The sequence below is a fragment of the Candidatus Magnetaquiglobus sp. genome, from assembly GCF_058402785.1.
On the sequence record NZ_JBZVFG010000042.1, the window covers coordinates 16869 to 34657 of the forward strand.

The 17789-nt window shown below is 60.8% G+C and carries 17 protein-coding genes; 16 read left to right on the forward strand and 1 reads right to left on the reverse strand.

The features are described 5' to 3' along the window. The first annotated feature begins 95 nt into the window (after positions 1–95). The 13 genes from ACV4UY_RS12900 (at position 96) to ACV4UY_RS12960 (ending at position 15723) form a co-directional block, all read left to right on the forward strand. The gene (locus tag ACV4UY_RS12900; protein ID WP_491607993.1) at positions 96–671 is read left to right on the forward strand and encodes a phage virion morphogenesis protein; all 576 of its coding nucleotides are present in this window, start codon (positions 96–98) and stop codon (positions 669–671) included. A gap of 116 nt (positions 672–787) precedes the next feature. Further along, the gene (locus ACV4UY_RS12905; protein ID WP_491607994.1) at positions 788–1279 is read left to right on the forward strand and encodes a phage protein Gp36 family protein; all 492 of its coding nucleotides are present in this window, start codon (positions 788–790) and stop codon (positions 1277–1279) included. Continuing rightward, positions 1279–1731, forward strand: coding sequence for a DciA family protein (locus ACV4UY_RS12910; protein WP_491607995.1), 453 nt, complete (start codon positions 1279–1281; stop codon positions 1729–1731). The genes ACV4UY_RS12905 and ACV4UY_RS12910 overlap by 1 nt, the downstream gene beginning before the upstream one ends. Positions 1732–1807: 76 nt before the next feature. Next, on the forward strand, positions 1808–2230 hold the full coding sequence (locus ACV4UY_RS12915) for a phage tail terminator protein (protein WP_491607996.1): 423 nt from the start codon (positions 1808–1810) through the stop codon (positions 2228–2230). A gap of 12 nt (positions 2231–2242) precedes the next feature. Next, positions 2243–3172: a phage tail tube protein gene (locus ACV4UY_RS12920; RefSeq protein ID WP_491607997.1), complete on the forward strand. Its 930-nt coding sequence runs from the start codon at positions 2243–2245 to the stop codon at positions 3170–3172. Next, on the forward strand, positions 3169–3645 hold the full coding sequence (locus tag ACV4UY_RS12925) for a hypothetical protein (RefSeq protein WP_491607998.1): 477 nt from the start codon (positions 3169–3171) through the stop codon (positions 3643–3645). Before ACV4UY_RS12920 ends, ACV4UY_RS12925 begins: the two co-directional genes overlap by 4 nt. A 2-nt stretch (positions 3646–3647) precedes the next feature. Continuing rightward, complete coding sequence (locus ACV4UY_RS12930) at positions 3648–4004, forward strand: hypothetical protein (protein ID WP_491607999.1); 357 nt, start codon at positions 3648–3650, stop codon at positions 4002–4004. Positions 4005–4073: 69 nt separating this feature from the next. Further along, a complete protein-coding gene (locus ACV4UY_RS12935; protein ID WP_491608000.1) occupies positions 4074–8147 on the forward strand; it encodes a phage tail tape measure protein in 4074 nt (1357 codons plus the stop codon). Between the two features lie 56 nt (positions 8148–8203). After that, on the forward strand, positions 8204–8515 hold the full coding sequence (locus ACV4UY_RS12940) for a hypothetical protein (RefSeq protein WP_491608001.1): 312 nt from the start codon (positions 8204–8206) through the stop codon (positions 8513–8515). A gap of 5 nt (positions 8516–8520) precedes the next feature. Further along, positions 8521–9555, forward strand: coding sequence for a hypothetical protein (locus ACV4UY_RS12945; RefSeq protein WP_491608002.1), 1035 nt, complete (start codon positions 8521–8523; stop codon positions 9553–9555). Between the two features lie 3 nt (positions 9556–9558). Further along, on the forward strand, positions 9559–11097 hold the full coding sequence (locus ACV4UY_RS12950) for a hypothetical protein (RefSeq protein ID WP_491608003.1): 1539 nt from the start codon (positions 9559–9561) through the stop codon (positions 11095–11097). Next, a complete protein-coding gene (locus ACV4UY_RS12955) occupies positions 11094–12017 on the forward strand; it encodes a hypothetical protein (RefSeq protein WP_491608004.1) in 924 nt (307 codons plus the stop codon). The genes ACV4UY_RS12950 and ACV4UY_RS12955 overlap by 4 nt, the downstream gene beginning before the upstream one ends. Positions 12018–12081: 64 nt before the next feature. Further along, the gene (locus ACV4UY_RS12960; protein ID WP_491608005.1) at positions 12082–15723 is read left to right on the forward strand and encodes a discoidin domain-containing protein; all 3642 of its coding nucleotides are present in this window, start codon (positions 12082–12084) and stop codon (positions 15721–15723) included. Here ACV4UY_RS12960 and ACV4UY_RS12965 read toward each other — a convergent pair. After that, positions 15713–15988 (reverse strand): hypothetical protein, encoded by a 276-nt coding sequence (locus ACV4UY_RS12965; RefSeq protein WP_491608006.1) that lies wholly within the window; start codon positions 15986–15988, stop codon positions 15713–15715. The genes ACV4UY_RS12960 and ACV4UY_RS12965 overlap by 11 nt on opposite strands. Before the next feature lie 69 nt (positions 15989–16057). Between ACV4UY_RS12965 and ACV4UY_RS12970 the strand changes: the two genes are divergently transcribed. The 3 genes from ACV4UY_RS12970 (at position 16058) to ACV4UY_RS12980 (ending at position 17571) form a co-directional block, all read left to right on the forward strand. Further along, a complete protein-coding gene (locus ACV4UY_RS12970) occupies positions 16058–16267 on the forward strand; it encodes a zinc finger domain-containing protein (protein ID WP_491608007.1) in 210 nt (69 codons plus the stop codon). Continuing rightward, positions 16221–17000, forward strand: a complete 780-nt coding sequence (locus tag ACV4UY_RS12975) for a DNA adenine methylase (RefSeq protein ID WP_491608008.1) — start codon at positions 16221–16223, stop codon at positions 16998–17000. Before ACV4UY_RS12970 ends, ACV4UY_RS12975 begins: the two co-directional genes overlap by 47 nt. Before the next feature lie 91 nt (positions 17001–17091). After that, a complete protein-coding gene (locus tag ACV4UY_RS12980) occupies positions 17092–17571 on the forward strand; it encodes a hypothetical protein (protein WP_491608009.1) in 480 nt (159 codons plus the stop codon). Positions 17572–17789 lie beyond the last annotated feature (218 nt).

A 17789-nucleotide genomic window follows, 5' to 3' on the forward strand; every position in this document is an offset into this window, starting at 1 on the left:
CCATTCAACCCCACATGGCGCTCCGTGAGTCACGTGCTACGGCGGGGAGATTTGCACCGTGTCACACAAACCGACTTCATGAAGGATTGTAAGTCATGCCCGACCCGATTGAAATCAAAATCGACGACCGCGCGGTGCTGGATGCGCTCAACCGTCTGGCGCAAGCGGCAGTCCAGACCGCGCCGGCCATGCGGGAGATTGCCGGAGTGCTCCTGGATGGTGTGGAGGAGGCGTTTCAGAGGGAAGCGGATCCGGTTTCCGGAGTTCCGTGGCCCCTGTTGCGCCCCTCCACCATCCGGGCGCGTCAGAAGAAAGGCAAGTGGCCGGGCAAGATCTTGCAGGTTACCGGCCTGTTGGCCGCATCGATTGCACCATCATCCGGCCAAACCTTTGCCCGTGTCGGCACCAATCGCCGCTACGCCGCGATCCACCAGTTCGGCGGGACGATCCCGGTTTACGCACGCAGCCAGCAGCTTTATTTCCGGCAGAACAAACGGACCGGCGAGGTCGGCACCCGGTTCGTACCCAAGCGCAGATCCAACTTTTCCCAGTGGGGCACCATGGGCGCGCACGAGATCACCATCCCGGCGCGCCCGTATCTGGGACTCTCTCCCCAGGGTGGGGAGCAGATTCTGGAGATCATTACCCGGCATCTGTTGGGTGCGGTTTGACCATTTGCGCTAAAACGGCTTTTTTTGGCGCGTTTCATCCCGGATGGGGTCAAGATATTCCGCGCGACCAAAAACGCGACAGGCGATTGAAAAACCGATTGAGCGAGGCGATTTCCATGGATACCCATCTGTACGTCACGATAAACGATCTGATCCGCTGGTTCGGTGGGCGCGAAATCTGCGAAATCGCCTCGGCGGACTCAGGCGAGATCATCACCGAGGCGCGGCTGCTCGATCCGGAGGGAGACCCGGAGGCCGCGTTCGCCGTCGGTCGTCTGCTGGATGCCATGATCCAGGCATCGAGGATGGCGGACTCGTACCTGGCCCGACGGCACCCTTTGCCCCTGGATGCGTCGGTGGTGTCCGTATCGCCGCTGCCGCGCTTTTGCGGGGACATCGTCCGGTTTCTGTTGTGGGATGACAAAGCCTCCGAGACCGTGCGCGACCGGCATGACCGGGCGATACGTTGGCTGGAGATGATCGCATCCGGCAAGGCCTCCCTGACCGGCGCCTCCATATCGTCCGCCCAGCCAGCCGTGGTGGTGGATTTGCCGATGTTCTCGACCCATCCCGGAGAGTTCAACGGACAGGCCATGCAAGGATTCTGATGGCTGGACCGCTTGCCAACCTGGTACAGGCCATCGCCGGCCATATCCTGGACCACCCTTCCAGCAAGGCGTGCCAGTTGGCGCGCGACTGGCGACGCGTTGCCGGGGATGAGTTGGCCGCGCACACCGAGCCGGTTCGGCTGCAAAACGGCACACTGACCCTGCGGGTGGACTCCTCGGCCTTTGCTGCCGAGATATCTTTTCGATCTCCGGAGATCGTGCAGGCGTTGCGCGATCAACTTCAAATCGGGATCTCATTCGTCCGGTGCCGCACCGAGACCTTGAAATTCGCCCCAAAGCCACGCCCGGCACCCCCTCCCCCCTTACGCGCCCCGACACCCGCCGAAGAGGTGCGCGCTTCCGAACTCACCGCCGGAATCGAGGACCCCCGTTTGCAACGGGCCGTCCGGCGGCTTTTGCTCGCCAACATGATCGTGAACACCACGCACTGACGCACGTCAGGACAACTCCCCGCCCTCTTTTCCTTTATCTTCTGGCTGCATGGTTTCTCACCCAGGAGATAGATGGATGTCCAACCTGTTTTTCCTTGAACCCCTACTTGTTGAACGGATCCGCGCGCATGTGCCGGATCTGCGGCGTGTGGTCGCGGCCTTGGAGTTGGGCGACGCGAAAAGCCAAGGGCAAATCGTGCCCGCCTGTTACGTCATCTACGGCGGGGATGATCCGGACGTGAGCGGTCCGGAGGGTGAGACCCTGACGGACCAGTACTGGTTGGCGGTGCTGGCCGTGAAAACCTCGGCGCGGGATGAAGGGTTGTCCCGCGAGGCGGGGTTGTTACTGACGCAGATCGATGTCTGTCTGCGTGGTTTTCGACCACCCACCGCCGGCGTGATCGACCCTCTCGTTCGCGTCACCTCCCCCTCACCCCTCTTTGAAGACGGGTTCACTTACTTCGCGTTGCGATACCGGGCGCGAATCACTCTTGCTTAGGAGTCTCATGATATGTCCTTGACGCAATACCATTACACCGGCGCTGGTCCGGTGGAGATCGGTCCCGCCGACGGTACCGGGCCGATCCTCGCCGTGGGCAACACCCCGGATCTGACCGTCGCCATCGACGACGAGACCGTGAATCTGGAGGATTCCGACAACCCGGCGGGTGGCGTTGTCGATTCGGTGACGCGCATCAAATCGTGCAAGATCAACCTGTCGTTGAGCGCGATTTCGCCCCAGAACCTGGCCATCGCGGCCTTGGGTCACGCGGCGCATGTGGCCGCCGGCACGGTGACCGACGAGGAGGTGGTCGCCTACAAGGGCGGGCGGCTGCTTCTGGAGCGCGCCCTGCCGGAGGCGGGGTCCGTGGAGATCCGCGCCAAGGACGGCGAGAACGCCTCAACCTGGAGTGCCACCACGGCCTACGTTCTCAACAGCTACCGCGCGCCCACGGTTTCTAACGGCCACTACTACAAATGCACCACCGCCGGCACCAGCGGCGCCACGCAACCCACCTGGCCGACCTTGGGCGGCACCGTCACGGATGGTACCGTGGTTTGGCGCGACATGGGGTTGATCGTCAAGGTGCTCGGCACGGACTACACCCTCGATGCGTTGGGGCCGGTCATGACCGCCGATGCCAACATCGAGGAGGGGCGCCCCCTGCTGGTGGATTACGCCCACGCCGCGCAAGACATGGTCGAGGCGCTCACCAAGTCCGGGCGCGAATACACCGTGATCTTCAACGGGTGCAATACGGCCAAGGGTGACCGTCTGCGCGCCGTCGTCTTCTACCGCGTGCGCTTCTCGGCGGCCAAGAAAGTGGATCTCAAGACCAACAAGTTCGCCCAGCTCGATCTGGTTGGGGAGGTGTTGAAGGCCAGTAAGGCGAGCGACCGGTCCGCCTACTTCCGTGAGATCCACCAGGAGGCCGCATGAGCATTCACCCTGACCAGTTCCGGGAGTACATCGTCCGGCCAGCCTTGAAGCTGGTGGGGATGGAATCGCCAGCGGCGGAAGCGATCTTGATGGGTACGGCGGCGCAAGAGTCCGGCCTGGGGCGGTATGTGCGCCAGGTGGGCGGCGGGCCGGCGTGCGGGGTATTTCAGATGGAACCGGCCACCTATCGGGATATCTGGGAGCGCTTTCTGAAAACCCAGCAAGAGACCTTGCGGCAGATGAGTGGCTTGTGGCCAGCCATCCCGCCCCCCGAGCGCATGATCACCGATATGCTGTTGGCAGCGGTGATGTGTCGGATCCACTATCGGCGGGTGCGCGAGCCTCTGCCCGCCGCCGATGATCTGCCCGGCCTGGCGCGCTATTGGAAGCAACATTACAACACCCCGCTCGGTGCTGGCACCGAGGCGGAATTCATCCGTAACTGGCATCGGTATGTGGAGGGCAAGGGATGAACATGACCCGTCGCACTCGCGTGATCACTGTCGCGGATCGTGAGGTGACAATCCGCGAACCGACCGTCGAGGAGCTGTTGGGGCTGATTGATCAGATCGTCAATCCTCCCACCAAAGCGCAAGACTTCTTCGAGGATCACATCCTGGGCGATATCTCGTTCAAGGAGATCCGGTTTTTTTCGACCTTGACCCAGCTCGATCTGGCCGGGTTCAGCCTGTCCGAACTGCGGGAGATCGGTGCGGCGATCCGGGAGTTCAACCCCGATTTTTTCGCCTGGAAGGTCCGGATACAGGAGATGGGGCGTCAGCTCATGCAACAGCAACTGTCCGAAACATCGAATCCTGCGCGTTCGGACTGATCGAGCGCGGGCACCTGTACGTCTTTGAGTATCCCTGGAGTCGATTCATGCATGCCCTGGAGCGGCTGAATGGCCAACACCAAGTCTGACTTGAATGTCACCCTGACCCTGTCCGCAAACCCGGATGCGCTCGTGCGCGGGATGCGTACCGGGCAGGGTGAGTTCACCGCCGCGATGCGCGCCATAACCGAGGCAGCCCAGAAGAACCGGGCGGCCATCCAGGCGTCGTTGAACAACATTCCCCTTTTCGAGGGGACCACCAAGAATGTCGAGACGTTCAAGAATGCGCTCGGCCCGGCCAAAACCGAGGCCGAGCGTCTCGGCAACGCCTTTCGCAAGGTCGAGGGCGATCTCGGCAGTGTCTCCAAGCGACTGGACGAAGCTGGGGTTGCGCTGGCGCGCCTGAACAAAACCCCGGTCGAGCTGCGCACGGATCAACAGAAAGCCGAAATCACATCCCTTACGCAGACCATCGGGCGGCTCACCGAGCAGCGAACCGGGTTGCAAGGCTTTTTTGACACCCTGAAGCGCGACAGTGACAGTGCCGCCCAGGCCGCCACCCGCATCACCACATCCCTGGCCGCCGAATCCAAGGAGTTGGAACGCCTGGGAACGCTGTTGCGTGCCGAGGCGGTGGATACCACGCGCTTGACCGAGGAGCAGAAACGGCTCGAGGCGCAACTGGCGCGGGTGAACGCGGTGGTCAGGGAGCGCGGGCGGCTGGAAAAGGCCATGAGCATTCTTGGATTCGAATCCATCGCCGATCAGGAGCGGCAAATCTTGCGCCTCCAGGCGGCTTACGAGCGATTGCGCGCCTCGGGCACCTTGTCGGCCACCGATCTTGCGCGGGCGCACACCTTGATGACCCAGGGGATCGTCGAGGTGAACAGCCGCGCCGACAACCTGATCTCCAGTTTCGGCCTGGTGCGCGAGTCGTTGATCAAGCTCACCGCCGCCGGGGTCGGGATTGGGCTGGCGACCCGCGAGGCGGTCGCTTTTGAGTCCGCCATGTCGGATGTGCGCAAGGTGGTGGATTTTCCGACACCCCGAGCGTTCCAGGAGATGACCGAGGACATCAAGAAGATGTCCGCCGAGATCCCGATATCGTTGACCGGGTTGGCCAAAATCGCCGAGGCCGGCGGTCAGATGGGCATTGGCGCTGATGGTATCAAGGAGTTCACTGAGCTGGTTGCCAGGATGTCGGTGGCGTTCAAAATCTCGGCAGATGATGCCGGAATCGCGGTCGGCAAACTGATGAATGTCTTTGCCCTGACCGCACCGCAGGCAAAGAACCTGGCGGATGCCGTCAACCATCTGGGCAACAACACCAATGCGGTGGAGAAGGATATCCTGGAGGTTATGAACCGCACGGGCGGCATGGCCAAAACCTTCGGGCTGGCTGCCCACGAAACGGCGGCGCTGGGTACCACGTTCCTGTCCATGAGTTTGGGTCCGGAACGGTCCGCCACCGCCATCAACGCCTTCATGCGCGAGCTGATGACGGCTGAAGTTCAGGGTAAGCGGTTCCAGGAGGCGCTCGCCAGGATCGGCATGGATTCGAGCCAGGTCGCGGCCATGATTCGCAAGGGGCCGAAAGATGCCCTGTTCGAGATGCTCAACATCATCAATCGGCTCGACCAGAACACGAAGATGAAGACCCTGGTCGGCCTGTTCGGGGACCAGTTCGCGGACGAGATCGCCATCGTGGCCGGCAACATGAAGGTGATGGGACAGGCTTTCGATATGGTGGGCGACAATGCGAACTACGCCGGATCGATGCAAAAGGAGTTCAACGAGAAGTTAAAGACCTCGAAAAGCCATCTGGAACTGGCATCCAACGCGGTATCGGTGCTCAAAACCAATGTCGGTGATGCTTTCCTGCCCGTGCTCAACAAAGCGGCGGACGGTCTGGCTCTTTTTGCACGCGGGCTGGCGGCGATCGCCAAGGAGTATCCCAATCTGACAGCCGGCACCCTGACCGCGATTTCCGCCTTCGCCGGATTCGGGGCGCTGCAAATGATCTGGAGTGTGGTACGCGGCGGGGTGATCGCCCTGGGTGCGTCCATTGGGTCGCTGGGGGCGCAGGCGGTCGCCTTGTCTGGACCGTTGGCGATGCTCGGGGCGGGAGGGAGTGCGGCGGGGGTCGCTCTGGGTGGTGCCACTTCGTTCGTTGTTGGCATGAATGGCGCGTTGAACGTGCTGGGCGCCACCCTTCGGTTCCTGACCTTCACCCCCCTCGGTTTGGCCCTGACCGCCCTGGCGACCGCCACCGCGATCTACTCGAAATCGGTCACGGAGTCGGCGGTGCCGGCCACGATGGCGGAAGCCAAGGCCATGAATGAGGCGCGCCAGAAGAGCGAGGAGAAGCTCAAGACCCTGCAAGATCTGAAACGTGTGCTGGAAACGACCAAGGTCGGGACCGAACAGCACACCAAGGCTGAGGAGCAACTGGCCAACCTGTTGCCGGGCGCCACCTTGTCACTGGATGCGCACGGACGGGTGTTGGCCAAGGTCGGAAGTGCGACGGGCGACAATACGGCCCAGCTTGCCAAATATATCGAGACCTTGAAGACCGAAAACCATCAGGCCGTCGTCGCCGGACTGGAGGCGCAGGCAAACGCCCTGGCCAAGACGAAAGAGGAGTTGACGCAGTACAACGCCGAGCTGGGTGTGAAGTACGGGATGTCCACCGGTCAGGCCGCCACGGCGGCGCAGGCGCTCAATCTGGCGATGGATCGTCAGAACGGCGAATACGACAAGATGCTCGCCAAGGGCGCCGAGTTGCGCCGGTTCGAGGAGGCGGCCCAGAAGGGGTTCAATGACATGGCCCAGAAGGCTGTTACCTCGGGCATGTCGGTCGAACAGTTCATCCGGAAACTGGATGGCATCCGTATCAAGGACGAGCAAAGAAACCAGGCGATTTCGCTGTTCAACCTGTACGCGGACCTGTCCAGGGAGAACATTCGGCTGGCGGAGCTGGAAAAAGAGCGCGCGGTCCATCTGGACGGGGAGAAAAGCAAAAGCGGCGAGGAGAGCGCGAAGAAGCGGAGCGAGGCCAACAAGAAAGCCGTGGAGGAGTCGATCCGCGAGGAGGAGCGACTGGCGGAGGAACTCAAGCGATTGCGCAGCGAAGGTGATGAAAATATCAAGAGCAGCGCGGACAAGCGGCGCGAGATCGAACGCAAGGGTATGACAGCTACCGAAGCCGAGGCAGATCGCGTCTCGGAGGCGTTCGAGAAGATTAAAAAGGCAAAAATGCTTGCCGCAAAAGCTGAAATGCTCGCGGAAACCGAACCAGAACGTGCCAGGGAACTTGCCAAGGAAGCGCAAAAGCTGGCCGGGCAGGCGCAAAACATGGCTGGTGGATTCAAGGACACCAACACGGCCTTACGGGCGTTCGACAAGGCGACATTGATTGCCGAGATAGCGCACCAGGCGCTTATCAAAGTAGGGGAACAGCAACTGAAATCCCAGCAGGCCACCACCAATGGATTGAAGGGGGAGCTTGGGAAGCAAAAGGCGGAAGTTGACGCGTTTGAAAAGAAGCTCAACGGACTTGAGAAGCGGCGCAACATCGACATCAACGCGGACATCGACAAGGCCAAGCAACGGATCGACGAGATCCAGAAGAAGATCGACGAACTGCCGCAAACCAAAACCGTCACGGTGCAGGTCACCACCCAGCAGACGTTTGCCGGCGGCGGCATGATCAACCCTCTGACCTTCGCGCGTGGCGGGTGGGTGCCAGGGACGGGTGACGAGGATTCGGTGCCGATCCTGGCCATGCCGGGCGAGTACATGCTCAACAAGCGGGTGGTGGCGCGTGCGCCCGGGCTTGCCGAGGCGTTCAATGCCGGCAATTTCCCACTGATGCGGGAGCTTTTGAACGGCCTGCCGCGGTTTGCCTCGGGGGGTATCGTCGCGCCGCAGCGCCCCCCGCCATTACCTTTCATCGATCAGCGTCTTTACGAAAACCAATCGTACAGGGCGTTCGGAGATTCGAACGCGCCGGCCAAGCGGTTCGATATCCGCATCAACGACCAGCCGGTTTCCAGCTCAACCGAGGCGGAAGATCAGGTGGTCGGCCTGATGCGCAGCTTGGAGAGGCGGCTCGCCGCCCGAACCGGGACACGGAGGTACTGATGACACGTCTGAGCTCATTGATCTTGCCACACTCTATCCAGTGGTCGGACCGGGACGTGTGGTCGCCCGTGCGGCAGACGGCGGTCGATACCCTCTCCGGGCGGGTGGTGCTGCATGCGCGTCGGGTGATCACCGGACGCCCGATCACGCTGATCGCGGAGCAGAGTGTGACTTGGCTCACCCAGACCGAGGTGGATGCCATCCTGGCCATGGCCGCCCAGGCCGGAGCTACCTACGAATTCCAGTGGCGGGACGATCCGATACGGGTGGTGGCTTTTCGCCATCACGAACCGCCCGCTGTCTCTTTCAAACCCATTTTCCCTCATCGCCAGCCCTATACGGGCGAAATCCGACTCGTGGAGATTTGATAACCATGGCCATCGCCAACACCGACATCACCTTTCGCAAGTCCGCCACCGTCAACGACACCGCCAGCAACGGAGGGGTCATGGGTTTTGCGTCGGCGCTGATCACCAACAACGTGGCCGAAAACGTCTGGCCGCACATCCCGGAGGCCGAACGCCTGACCGGCTCGACAATCTATCGGAAAATCTTTGCGCGCATCGCCCCGGCCACAACCACCAAAGCATCCGCCGTCCGGCTGTTCCTGGAAAAACACACCCCCGGCGATGATCGGATCCTTTTGGCCTGGGCCGGCAATCTGCTCGCCTCCCAGACCGACACCCAGGACGAGGCGGATGACTATCCCCGATTTTATGGTGGGGCCGATCTGGAAGCCGATGTTTCCGCCGGTGCTTCGATCCTGACCGTTACGGTCGAGAACGCCACCGACGCCATCTTTCAGAATGGCGATCTGATCCGCATCTCCAACAAAACGAGCTTCAATGTCGCCATCGGCGCCGAGGAGTTCGTGCGTCTGGCATCCAGCAATGCGGTCATCTGGAACGGCAACACCGCCACGCTGACTTTGGCCCCCGGCACCACCCTGGCCAACACCTACACCGTGACAGAGGGATCGCGGGTGCAGTCGGTCATCGAAGTCGGAGATGTCGAGCCGGTCGTGGACGGCTTTGTCAACAACGGTTCCGGAACCTTCGATTCGCTCAACCACCCCATCACCGGCACCAGTAAAGGGTCGGTCGAGGATTCCTGGACGCTCACCTTTGATGGTCCGGGTGCTTACACCGTCACCGGTGCGCGTAGCGGCGAGGTCGGAAGCGGCACGGTCGCCAGCCGCTTCGTACCGATGAATGGCAATGCCGGCGCGCCATTCTTCATCATCGAGTCGTTGGCCTGGACCACCCTCTCCTGGACGCCGGGCGACACCATCACCTTCGCCACCCATCCAAGTGCCGTCGGGGTCTGGGAAAAGCGGATCGTGCCCGCCGGAGCCGCCGCCATCGCGGCCAATAGCGCCACCCTGGTTTGCACCCTGCAAAGCGCGTAGCTCATGGCCATCCTCACCGCAACCGCCGTTCTGAATTTTGCCTACCCTTCGGGAGGTGGCTCCTCGGGCGATTGGCAACAACCCCAGGATCCCTGTGTGGTGACGGGAGGGCTTACCGTGGTCGGGGGTCGGTGCAGCGATGCCAAGGTGCAAAACATGATCGAAGAGACGGTATCGGGACTGGCGCCTCTCGATAAGACTCTGTCCGGCGATCTGGCCGCAAGTATCTTCGATCAGCTTCAAGAGCTGCGTCAACCGGTGGGAGACGCGGAGAGTCTGGCCATGCTGACCAGAATTCTTACCGATATCCAGACCAACGGCGACGATCCGGCGACCCTGGAAGCCATCCGTGAATATCTGGAGAGCGGACATACCGGAGTGACCGGACCGTTGCAGAGCATTCTGGACAAACTCTTGAACGGTGATCTGGATGGTGCGCTCGGGGAGTTGAGTGATCTCATCGCCGAACTCCAGGCCTCCTCCGGCAGCCTGGAGGAGATCACCCGTCTGGAGGGTCTGCTCACTGATGGCGCCGGACGCTGGGATACGGCAATCGATGATCTTCGCAGCCAGATTCTCGAGCGGCGCGCCAGCGGTGAAGATCCCGAAATCGTCGCCCAAATGGAAAGACAGCTGCAAGATCAGATCAGTGCACTCGCAGCCCAGAATGATCGCTATGTGACTGCCGACCGATTGATCGGCACGCTGCGCGTCGAGCTTGATCGGCTGCGTGACGCCATGGCCGATCCCGCCCGTATTGCGGCGCTTGAAAAACGGCTGGATGAGCTGACCAAGAATCCGTCGTCTGCGCCAGGAGGCACCTCCGGGCATGATGCGTCCGACAGCAAAATATCGATATCGATTGTCCGCTCGCTGCCCTGCATCGTGGGCTTCAAACGCAAGAAGCCCTCCAATCTGCCGGATAAGCACTCCATTCGGATCGTATCTCCTGGCTTGATCATGGCCGAGGTCTCGAGTGGTAGCGTTGATTATAAATTCGATTTTCTGGGCAAGGGGCTTGCCCGGTTTTTGGGTGGAATCCCAGAAGGTACCGGCAAGAAGAGATACGCAGTCGAATATTCCGCCAATAATGGTGATGTCAAGATTAATGCCGCCGGCACCAATCTTGAGCTGGCATCGCGAAAGGAGCTGTTCGTGTCCGCCGTGGCCAGCTTCAAAACGCGGTATGGACAGACCGCCAAGGAGGTCGTGCGTACCGACCGGCAGATCGAGTTCGTGGACGAGACGATGCCGACCGCGGTCAAGAAAAAGGAGGAGGTGTTCGTCGAATACGAGGTCTACAAGATCTACCCCAACTGGGACACCGAGAAGAGCGGCACCGACTGGTACATCGACAAAAAGCCCATCAAGATCATCTACAAGGTATGGCTGGTCTTCATGGATCCCAACACCGGACGCGAGGCCGGCAGCGCCGGCTACGAGTACCGCACCGAACAGTTCACGGTACAGTCCCCGACAGGCAACTACAAAAAGGAGCCGAACGAGAAGGTGGGCGAGGATCCCGGGAAACTCTGGGAGTGAACGATCAAGTGAGCCACAAGAAAGAGCAATTGATGGGATACCCGTTCCCGAGCGACATCACCGTCCGTCTGCGCATTCGAGACGAAAATGCGGGCATCGTCACCCCGGATTCGGGGCGGGTGGCGATCAAGGTGTATTTGATAACCGGCATCAACCAATACGGCAAGCCCATCAAAACCGAAATCGCCTCGATTGGCCAGCCGATGTACCAGCCCTACATCGAGTTCGTGGTCGAGGGATCCTCTCAGCCGCCATTTTTTCGACCGGTCCGGCGTGGCGATTTCAACGGGTACGATTGGGCGGAAGGGGTCTTCAACCTCGGAAGATTCAACTACGAGTATCCAACCCAGGAGGCGCGCGACAAGCTGGCCGCGCTCGGGGTTGTCGCCGTGAACGCGACCTATCTGGACAAACAGAGGCAGTGGCTTGCAATCGTGTCCGAGCTGAACGCCCAGATCGACGAGTTGAACCGACAACTGGCGACCATGGATCCGGACTCCTCCGGAGCGGCTACGCTGCGCGATCTGCTCAACCAGAAAAAGGCCGAAAAGGAGCGCTACTTCCACGGTCTGACCACGATCAGCGAACAGGATCTGATGTACCCGACCCTGTATACCGGTGGCCGGTATGTGCTGCGCATCAAGAGAATCCGGCTGCGCCAGTTGTTCGGCATCGAACGCCCGGAACTGTTCTTCAGAGTCCTGCCCCTCAATTCACCGCCGGTCATTTCCCCGGCAGGCGCGTTCTGTCGAGAGTTTCATCCCGGAACCACCTACCCGTTCAGCGACACGTACGGCTGGCCCTTCATGGCCGATAACGGCGTAGCGCCCGGAGATCACGAGATCTGGCTGAGTCAGTATTATCGAGACGTGGAGTACGGCATCTATTGGGGGGGGGGCGGGCCCTGCGTATTATCCTGATTTGACACCTTTTATTAACTTGCTGAATTTTTTTTAAATTTGGTTTCTAAGAGCGAGGTAAGGAATGAGCGCGCACCGATTTTGGCGACTGTATATCTCCAAATCGCAAGACCCCAGCCGGAACAATCTGCTGTTCCAAACCCTCGAGTTCCGGACCACCATCGGCGGTCCTTCCATCTGCACGGGCGGGAGCGCCATTGCCAGCGGAGCGGAACCATCGCATCCGGCAGCTCATGCGTTCGACGGCGATGATGTCACCTCATGGTATCTCCTCGGGAGCGATGCGCCGGTCTGGATCGGGTATGATCTGGGCGTTGGCAACGCCGCACCGGTCGAAGAGATCGCCATCGATGCATCGGGATACTCGGCTCCGAGCACATTCAGCCTGCAACACTCCGACGACGCCCTCACCTGGACCACCCTGAAAGCCTGGACCGCACTCAGCCAGGACTATTTCTGGAGTCGGGCGGTTTTCTCCATTCACTGGAGCGTGACCGCGACCGCCGGCGTGAGCACGCCATTCGACTACAACCACACCGACCCCGGCCTGCACCGCTTCTGGCGATTGATGGTCACCCGGTCCAACTTCGGCGGCTGGTCGGATAGCGGCTGGTGTACCGGGGCGGCCAATTACCCAATCGCCAACCGGATCGAACTCCGGGCGGTCTGTGATGGTCCGTCGATTTGCCAGGGCGGATCCTCTTTCGGCGGTCCAGGGATGGACGATTTTGGATACGCCTTCGATGACAATCCCGAATCCGGCTGGGGAGGGATCGATACCAACGACTGCAAGAATCCGGTTTGGATCGGGTATGACTTGGGAGAAGGCATCGCCTCGATGGTCGAGGAGGTGGCCTACACCCCATCCCAGGAGATTTTTAACACCCCGAATGCTTTCAGCCTGCAATACTCTGATGATGGAGAGGTCTGGCACATCTTCAAGGTATGGAAGGATTTGGGAATCGAGGAGTGGACTCCGTACCAGCCAAGAGTCATGGCCACGGGCCCGATTCAGTATGCCCGTGCCGGGGTGGATGCTCTGTATCGGATCGGTGACGAGGCGACTCCTGCACACCGCTTTTGGCGACTGCATATCACCGCCTCGACCCGGCTCTTTGTCAACGACATTGAGCTGATCGGACTGCAGATGCGTGCCGCGATCGGCGGCGAGACGATTTGCATCGGCGGCCTTGCCAATGCCAGTCACGCCCCCGAAGAGGCTGCATGGCTTTTCGAGGGGTATGGATGGGCTGCAACCACCCATGATGGCGCTCTTTGGGTCTCCTATGACCTTGGCGAGGGCATGGCCTCGGAAGTCGTCGAGTTGCTGATCACTCCAGCCCAGGCCGATCGCGCGCCTTCATCTTTCAGCCTGCAATACTCCGACGACGGCACCGCATGGTCCATTCTCAAGATCTGGTCCGGCCTGACCAGTCGCGATTGGGAGGAGGCATCCGAGAAACTGCTGATCCTCGAGGATCAGCGTGTCTCCGGAATGCCCCTCAAGACCGCCTATCATCTCGCGCGCTCCGGCGCCACGGCACACCGATTCTGGCGATTGGTTATGACCGCCGGTTGTTTCGGGGAGCATAGCCGTGTCAATCTTGCCAAGGTGGAATTCCGATCGGTCGCGGGCGGCCCGTCCATTTGTGTGGCTGGCATGCCGATCGCCAGTCAGAATGAAGAGTATGCGGGTAATGCATTCGATGAAGAGATCGGCTCGGATTCCGACTGGAGCGGGTGGATAGGTGGTTTTTTTGGATCCTATGTGGATTGGACGCCGCTTGTGATCGGCTACGACCTCGGCACCGGCAATGCGGTCTCGGTCGCAGAGGTCGCCATCACGGTGCGGGTGCCGGAAGAGGCTCCGGCGGTCTTTGGCTTGCACTATTCGGATGATGGCCTGGAGTGGTGGCCCGTCAAGTCCTGGGAGGTCGATCCGTACATCGAATGGCCTGATCCGGAAGGCGAACCGGAAGTCCCGCTGATCACCAAAACCTTCACCGTCGAGCCCGTGGTCTTTCTTTTGCCGGTCGTCGGCGCTCCCCTGACGACGCGCTATGGGGCGTTCACTGCATCCGCCCTGGTGCAGCCGCAATACTTCGGCGCCGGGCGAGCCCTTGCCACGCCTTTCGCATTCATGTGGGTGGCGATCGTCGTCCTTGCCACCCCCTACGGCAGCGCGGTCGTGGCGACCAATGGCCTGATCACGCCCTCCGCGATCCTCGATTACAATCCCGCAGGCACAGGACTGGTCACGCTCTACCGGATCATCGATTCCGACCGGCCCGCCATCGTGCCGCCGCTCGATCCGCATCTGATTCTCGGCACCCGACGCATCGAGGTAACATCCGCCGAGATCGGCATGGCGGAAGGCGATTACGGCTGGTCTGGATCCGCCGCCATCGCATCTTTGGCCGACTTTCAATCGCTGGGCGTGGATGATCCGGTCACGCTGATGCTTGGTGAGACCGGGTTCTCCCTGCTGGTAGACAGCCGTTCCGTCTCGCGCGGCGCCGATTCCGTCGGCCTGACCGTTTCACTCGTCAGTGCTACGGCAACCCTGTCGGCCCCGCGAGCGGCGCTTATCTCGATGTCGCCGGAATCCCTCATGACCGCCCGTCAGGCCGCCGAATCGGCAGTGGGCGCCATCGAATGGTCGATGCTTGACTGGCCGATTCCGCCGGGTCGGATCGCTTTCCACGAGGCCGCCCCCATGGCCATCGCTGAAGCCATTGCAGCCGCCGCTGGCGGGGTGATCGAGACGCTCCCTGATGGTCGCCTGCGTGCCCGGCACCGTTTCCAGGTCCGGGTTCCGGACTGGCCGAACGTCCTTCCGGACCATATCCTCACCGAAGATACTATACGCTCCATCCAGGAGTCCTACCGTCACATCACCCGCGTGAACCGCGTGGTGGTGCGCGACTGGCAGCCAAACGACTCGGGAAGACTCTCCATCGAGCCGGACAGTCGCCCGAGAGGTCTCAATCATGGCTCCCCGAACCTTTATCCGGGATCCCTGGTCCATCTGTTGGTGCATGCCGGCAAGGAGGTGAGCAATGTGACGCTGACCGCCTCGGCGGGCAAACTTTGGCCCGGGGAGTTACAACAGTGGCAAGAAACGGTCGATCTGGTCTTTGCCGACAAAGCCACGGTGAACCTGCCAGCACAGGTGATCTCCCTGGATGCCTACCACTGGCTTGGATCGGATTTGGGCGCGCTCACCCTCGATGCGGACGGCACCACCGTCGCAGCGGCCCGTTCCGGCCTGTCAGTCGCACGGGTGAAGGTGGCGCGGCGCGCCCTGGCGTGGCTCTTCCAGGCACCCAGACTCCTGGCCGGAGAGACGCAATTCCCGATCATCTTTGTGGCCACGGCCACGGATGGTGATTCGACTGCCGCCGGTGAGATTACCGCCATGCGTGGCGATGGCTTGCATCCCGGCGATGACATCCTGGAACCGCTCGCCTCCCACGTCGATGCCCGCCGAGAACGAGGCCGCGCGGTGATCGATGCCGGCGAGGCGCTCCAGGATGTCACGGTCGTGATCCTGTTCAATCCCGATATCCTTCCCGGCCATTTGGTCGAGGTGAATGACGCCGCCATGGGTATGTCCTGGCGCGGCAAGGTCAAATCGATCCGTCACACCACCAGCGATTTCCCAACCACCACCCTCGATATGGTGCGCCATGTCTCTACTCGATGATCTCCAGGCCATTCTCGCCCCGGACCAGCAGACGCCGGGCCGCGTCGTGTCCGTGCACGGCGCCGTGGTCCGTGTGGCCACAAGCCAGGGACTTGTCGAGGTGAATACAGCGGATGATCTCGCGGTGGGTGATCAGGTGATGATTCAGGATCGCTGGGCGGTAAAGATGAATCGGGGGTTGGAGCGGGTGTTTTTTGTTTGACCCCTTGCGAAAGCGGGGGCCGGGGTGTGCGACCACCCCGAGCCGCAGGGCAGAATCCTGCACGACCAACTGGCCATATTGGCCATCCCGCACCACGTCACGTGGCGGGTATAGAGTACAGGCAGGTGTTCGATGTTGAAAGAGTTGCGATGTGGTTCATGCGGAAGATTGTTGGCCAAGGGCACTGGTGGCCGCATGGAGATCAAGTGTGCGAGATGCAAAACCTTCAACCATTTCAGCGGCCAGGAGCCGCAATCGACAGAACGCCCGAGAGCGCTGATGTCAGGTGACCAGCATGGAAACAATGATCAAAAGCCCGCTCGCGGGATGGATGGGCGGTAAATATCTGCTCTCCCGTACCATCGTTCCACTCATTCCGGAGCATCAATGTTACGTGGAGCCTTTCGGTGGTGCGGCATGGGTTCTATTTCGCAAGAGCCCATCAAAACATGAGGTTCTCAATGATATCAGCAGCGACGTTGTGAATTTGTACCGCATCATCAGGCATCATTGGGATGCCTTCGCGGACGCATTGCAATGGCTGATTTCGAGCCGGGAAGAATTTGAACGGCTCCTCGATACCCCTTCAGACACGCTCACGGACATCCGGCGAGCGGTGCGGTTCTACTATCTCCATCGCCTGTGTTTCGGAGGGAGAATGTCAGGGCGCCGCACGATGGGCACTTCAGCGGTCGAGCCCGCGCGGTTCAATCCGCTCAAGGTCCGGCACGAAATCGAGATGGCGCACCGTCGTCTCGCGCGGGTGACTCTGGAGTGTCTGCCATATGCCGATCTGATCAGCCGGTATGATCGACCCGGAACCTTCTTTTATGTGGATCCTCCCTACCACGGCTGCGAGGACTACTACGGGAAAGGCATCTTCGCGAGGGAGGACTTCACCGCGCTCGCGGCCCAGCTTGCCGGCATTCGTGGCAAGGTCCTCATGAGTCTCAACGACACTCCGGAGATCAGGGAGACGTTCCAAGCGTTCCAGATCGACCCGGTCACGACCCGCTACTCCTGCACCACGGGACCGCGCCCGGTGGCCAAAGAGGTGCTGATCCGGAACTACTAACCCTCATCGATCAGCCGGCACGGGGCGCAGGGGCTTAGCCTCAATCTCCGTGTCGGCTGATCATCTTGCACCCGTTTGCGCGGGGGGGGGCATGATCACCTTCGAACCCATCAGTCTGGAAATGGCCAATGCCTGTTTGGTCTCGTGGGGACACCGAATGGGGCCGCTGCTGCGTGGTAATCAACGCGGGGTTTGTCACGCGCTGATGCACGACGGAACCCCTGTAGCGGTCACGACGGCCTCACCGCTCATCCGTGAACGGGTTGGTGGTGTGAACGAGTTGAATCTGGATCGAAGTAACACCGTGGAGCTATCGCGACTGTGCGCGGAAAGGCCGGGTTTGTGCCGTGTCGCGCTTCGCATCTGGCGTGAATTCGTCTTTCCATCTTTGAAGGGTGGTTACCGATATGCCATCAGCTACCAGGACGCCGCGCAACACTCTGGCAATGTCTATCGGTTTGACGGGTGGCGGCGAGTAGGATATTCCCACTCCGGGCGTGACACCCGCTCTGGGCGTCCGGGGCGAAACAAGTACGTTTGGTTGTGGGAAGTCGACACAAAGAAGGCGTGATCTTGGTTGTTTTAAAGCCCCTTCAACCAAATAATACGTTCTCATTTTGCTTGGCGGCAATTCTCATTTTGCTTGGCGCGTTACATAAAGGCAACCAACCGTTCTGTTGAGTGTACTTCTTGACCATGTTGGGGCTGATTCAAGCTCTTTGGCAAGGCGTCGCTTGCCCCAACCGAGTCGACGCAGCCGCAGCATCTCGCGAACATCATCTGCTTGCA

Bases quoted from the DNA above. Each gene is read 5' to 3' on its own strand.
- ACV4UY_RS12900 (WP_491607993.1), top strand. From the start codon at position 96: ATGCCCGACCCGATTGAAATCAAAATCGACGACCGCGCGGTGCTGGAT.
- ACV4UY_RS12905 (WP_491607994.1), top strand. From the start codon at position 788: ATGGATACCCATCTGTACGTCACGATAAACGATCTGATCCGCTGGTTC.
- ACV4UY_RS12910 (WP_491607995.1), top strand. From the start codon at position 1,279: ATGGCTGGACCGCTTGCCAACCTGGTACAGGCCATCGCCGGCCATATC.
- ACV4UY_RS12915 (WP_491607996.1), top strand. From the start codon at position 1,808: ATGTCCAACCTGTTTTTCCTTGAACCCCTACTTGTTGAACGGATCCGC.
- ACV4UY_RS12920 (WP_491607997.1), top strand. From the start codon at position 2,243: ATGTCCTTGACGCAATACCATTACACCGGCGCTGGTCCGGTGGAGATC.
- ACV4UY_RS12925 (WP_491607998.1), top strand. From the start codon at position 3,169: ATGAGCATTCACCCTGACCAGTTCCGGGAGTACATCGTCCGGCCAGCC.
- ACV4UY_RS12930 (WP_491607999.1), top strand. From the start codon at position 3,648: ATGACCCGTCGCACTCGCGTGATCACTGTCGCGGATCGTGAGGTGACA.
- ACV4UY_RS12935 (WP_491608000.1), top strand. From the start codon at position 4,074: ATGGCCAACACCAAGTCTGACTTGAATGTCACCCTGACCCTGTCCGCA.
- ACV4UY_RS12945 (WP_491608002.1), top strand. From the start codon at position 8,521: ATGGCCATCGCCAACACCGACATCACCTTTCGCAAGTCCGCCACCGTC.
- ACV4UY_RS12950 (WP_491608003.1), top strand. From the start codon at position 9,559: ATGGCCATCCTCACCGCAACCGCCGTTCTGAATTTTGCCTACCCTTCG.
- ACV4UY_RS12960 (WP_491608005.1), top strand. From the start codon at position 12,082: ATGAGCGCGCACCGATTTTGGCGACTGTATATCTCCAAATCGCAAGAC.
- ACV4UY_RS12970 (WP_491608007.1), top strand. From the start codon at position 16,058: ATGTTGAAAGAGTTGCGATGTGGTTCATGCGGAAGATTGTTGGCCAAG.
- ACV4UY_RS12975 (WP_491608008.1), top strand. From the start codon at position 16,221: ATGGAAACAATGATCAAAAGCCCGCTCGCGGGATGGATGGGCGGTAAA.
- ACV4UY_RS12980 (WP_491608009.1), top strand. From the start codon at position 17,092: ATGATCACCTTCGAACCCATCAGTCTGGAAATGGCCAATGCCTGTTTG.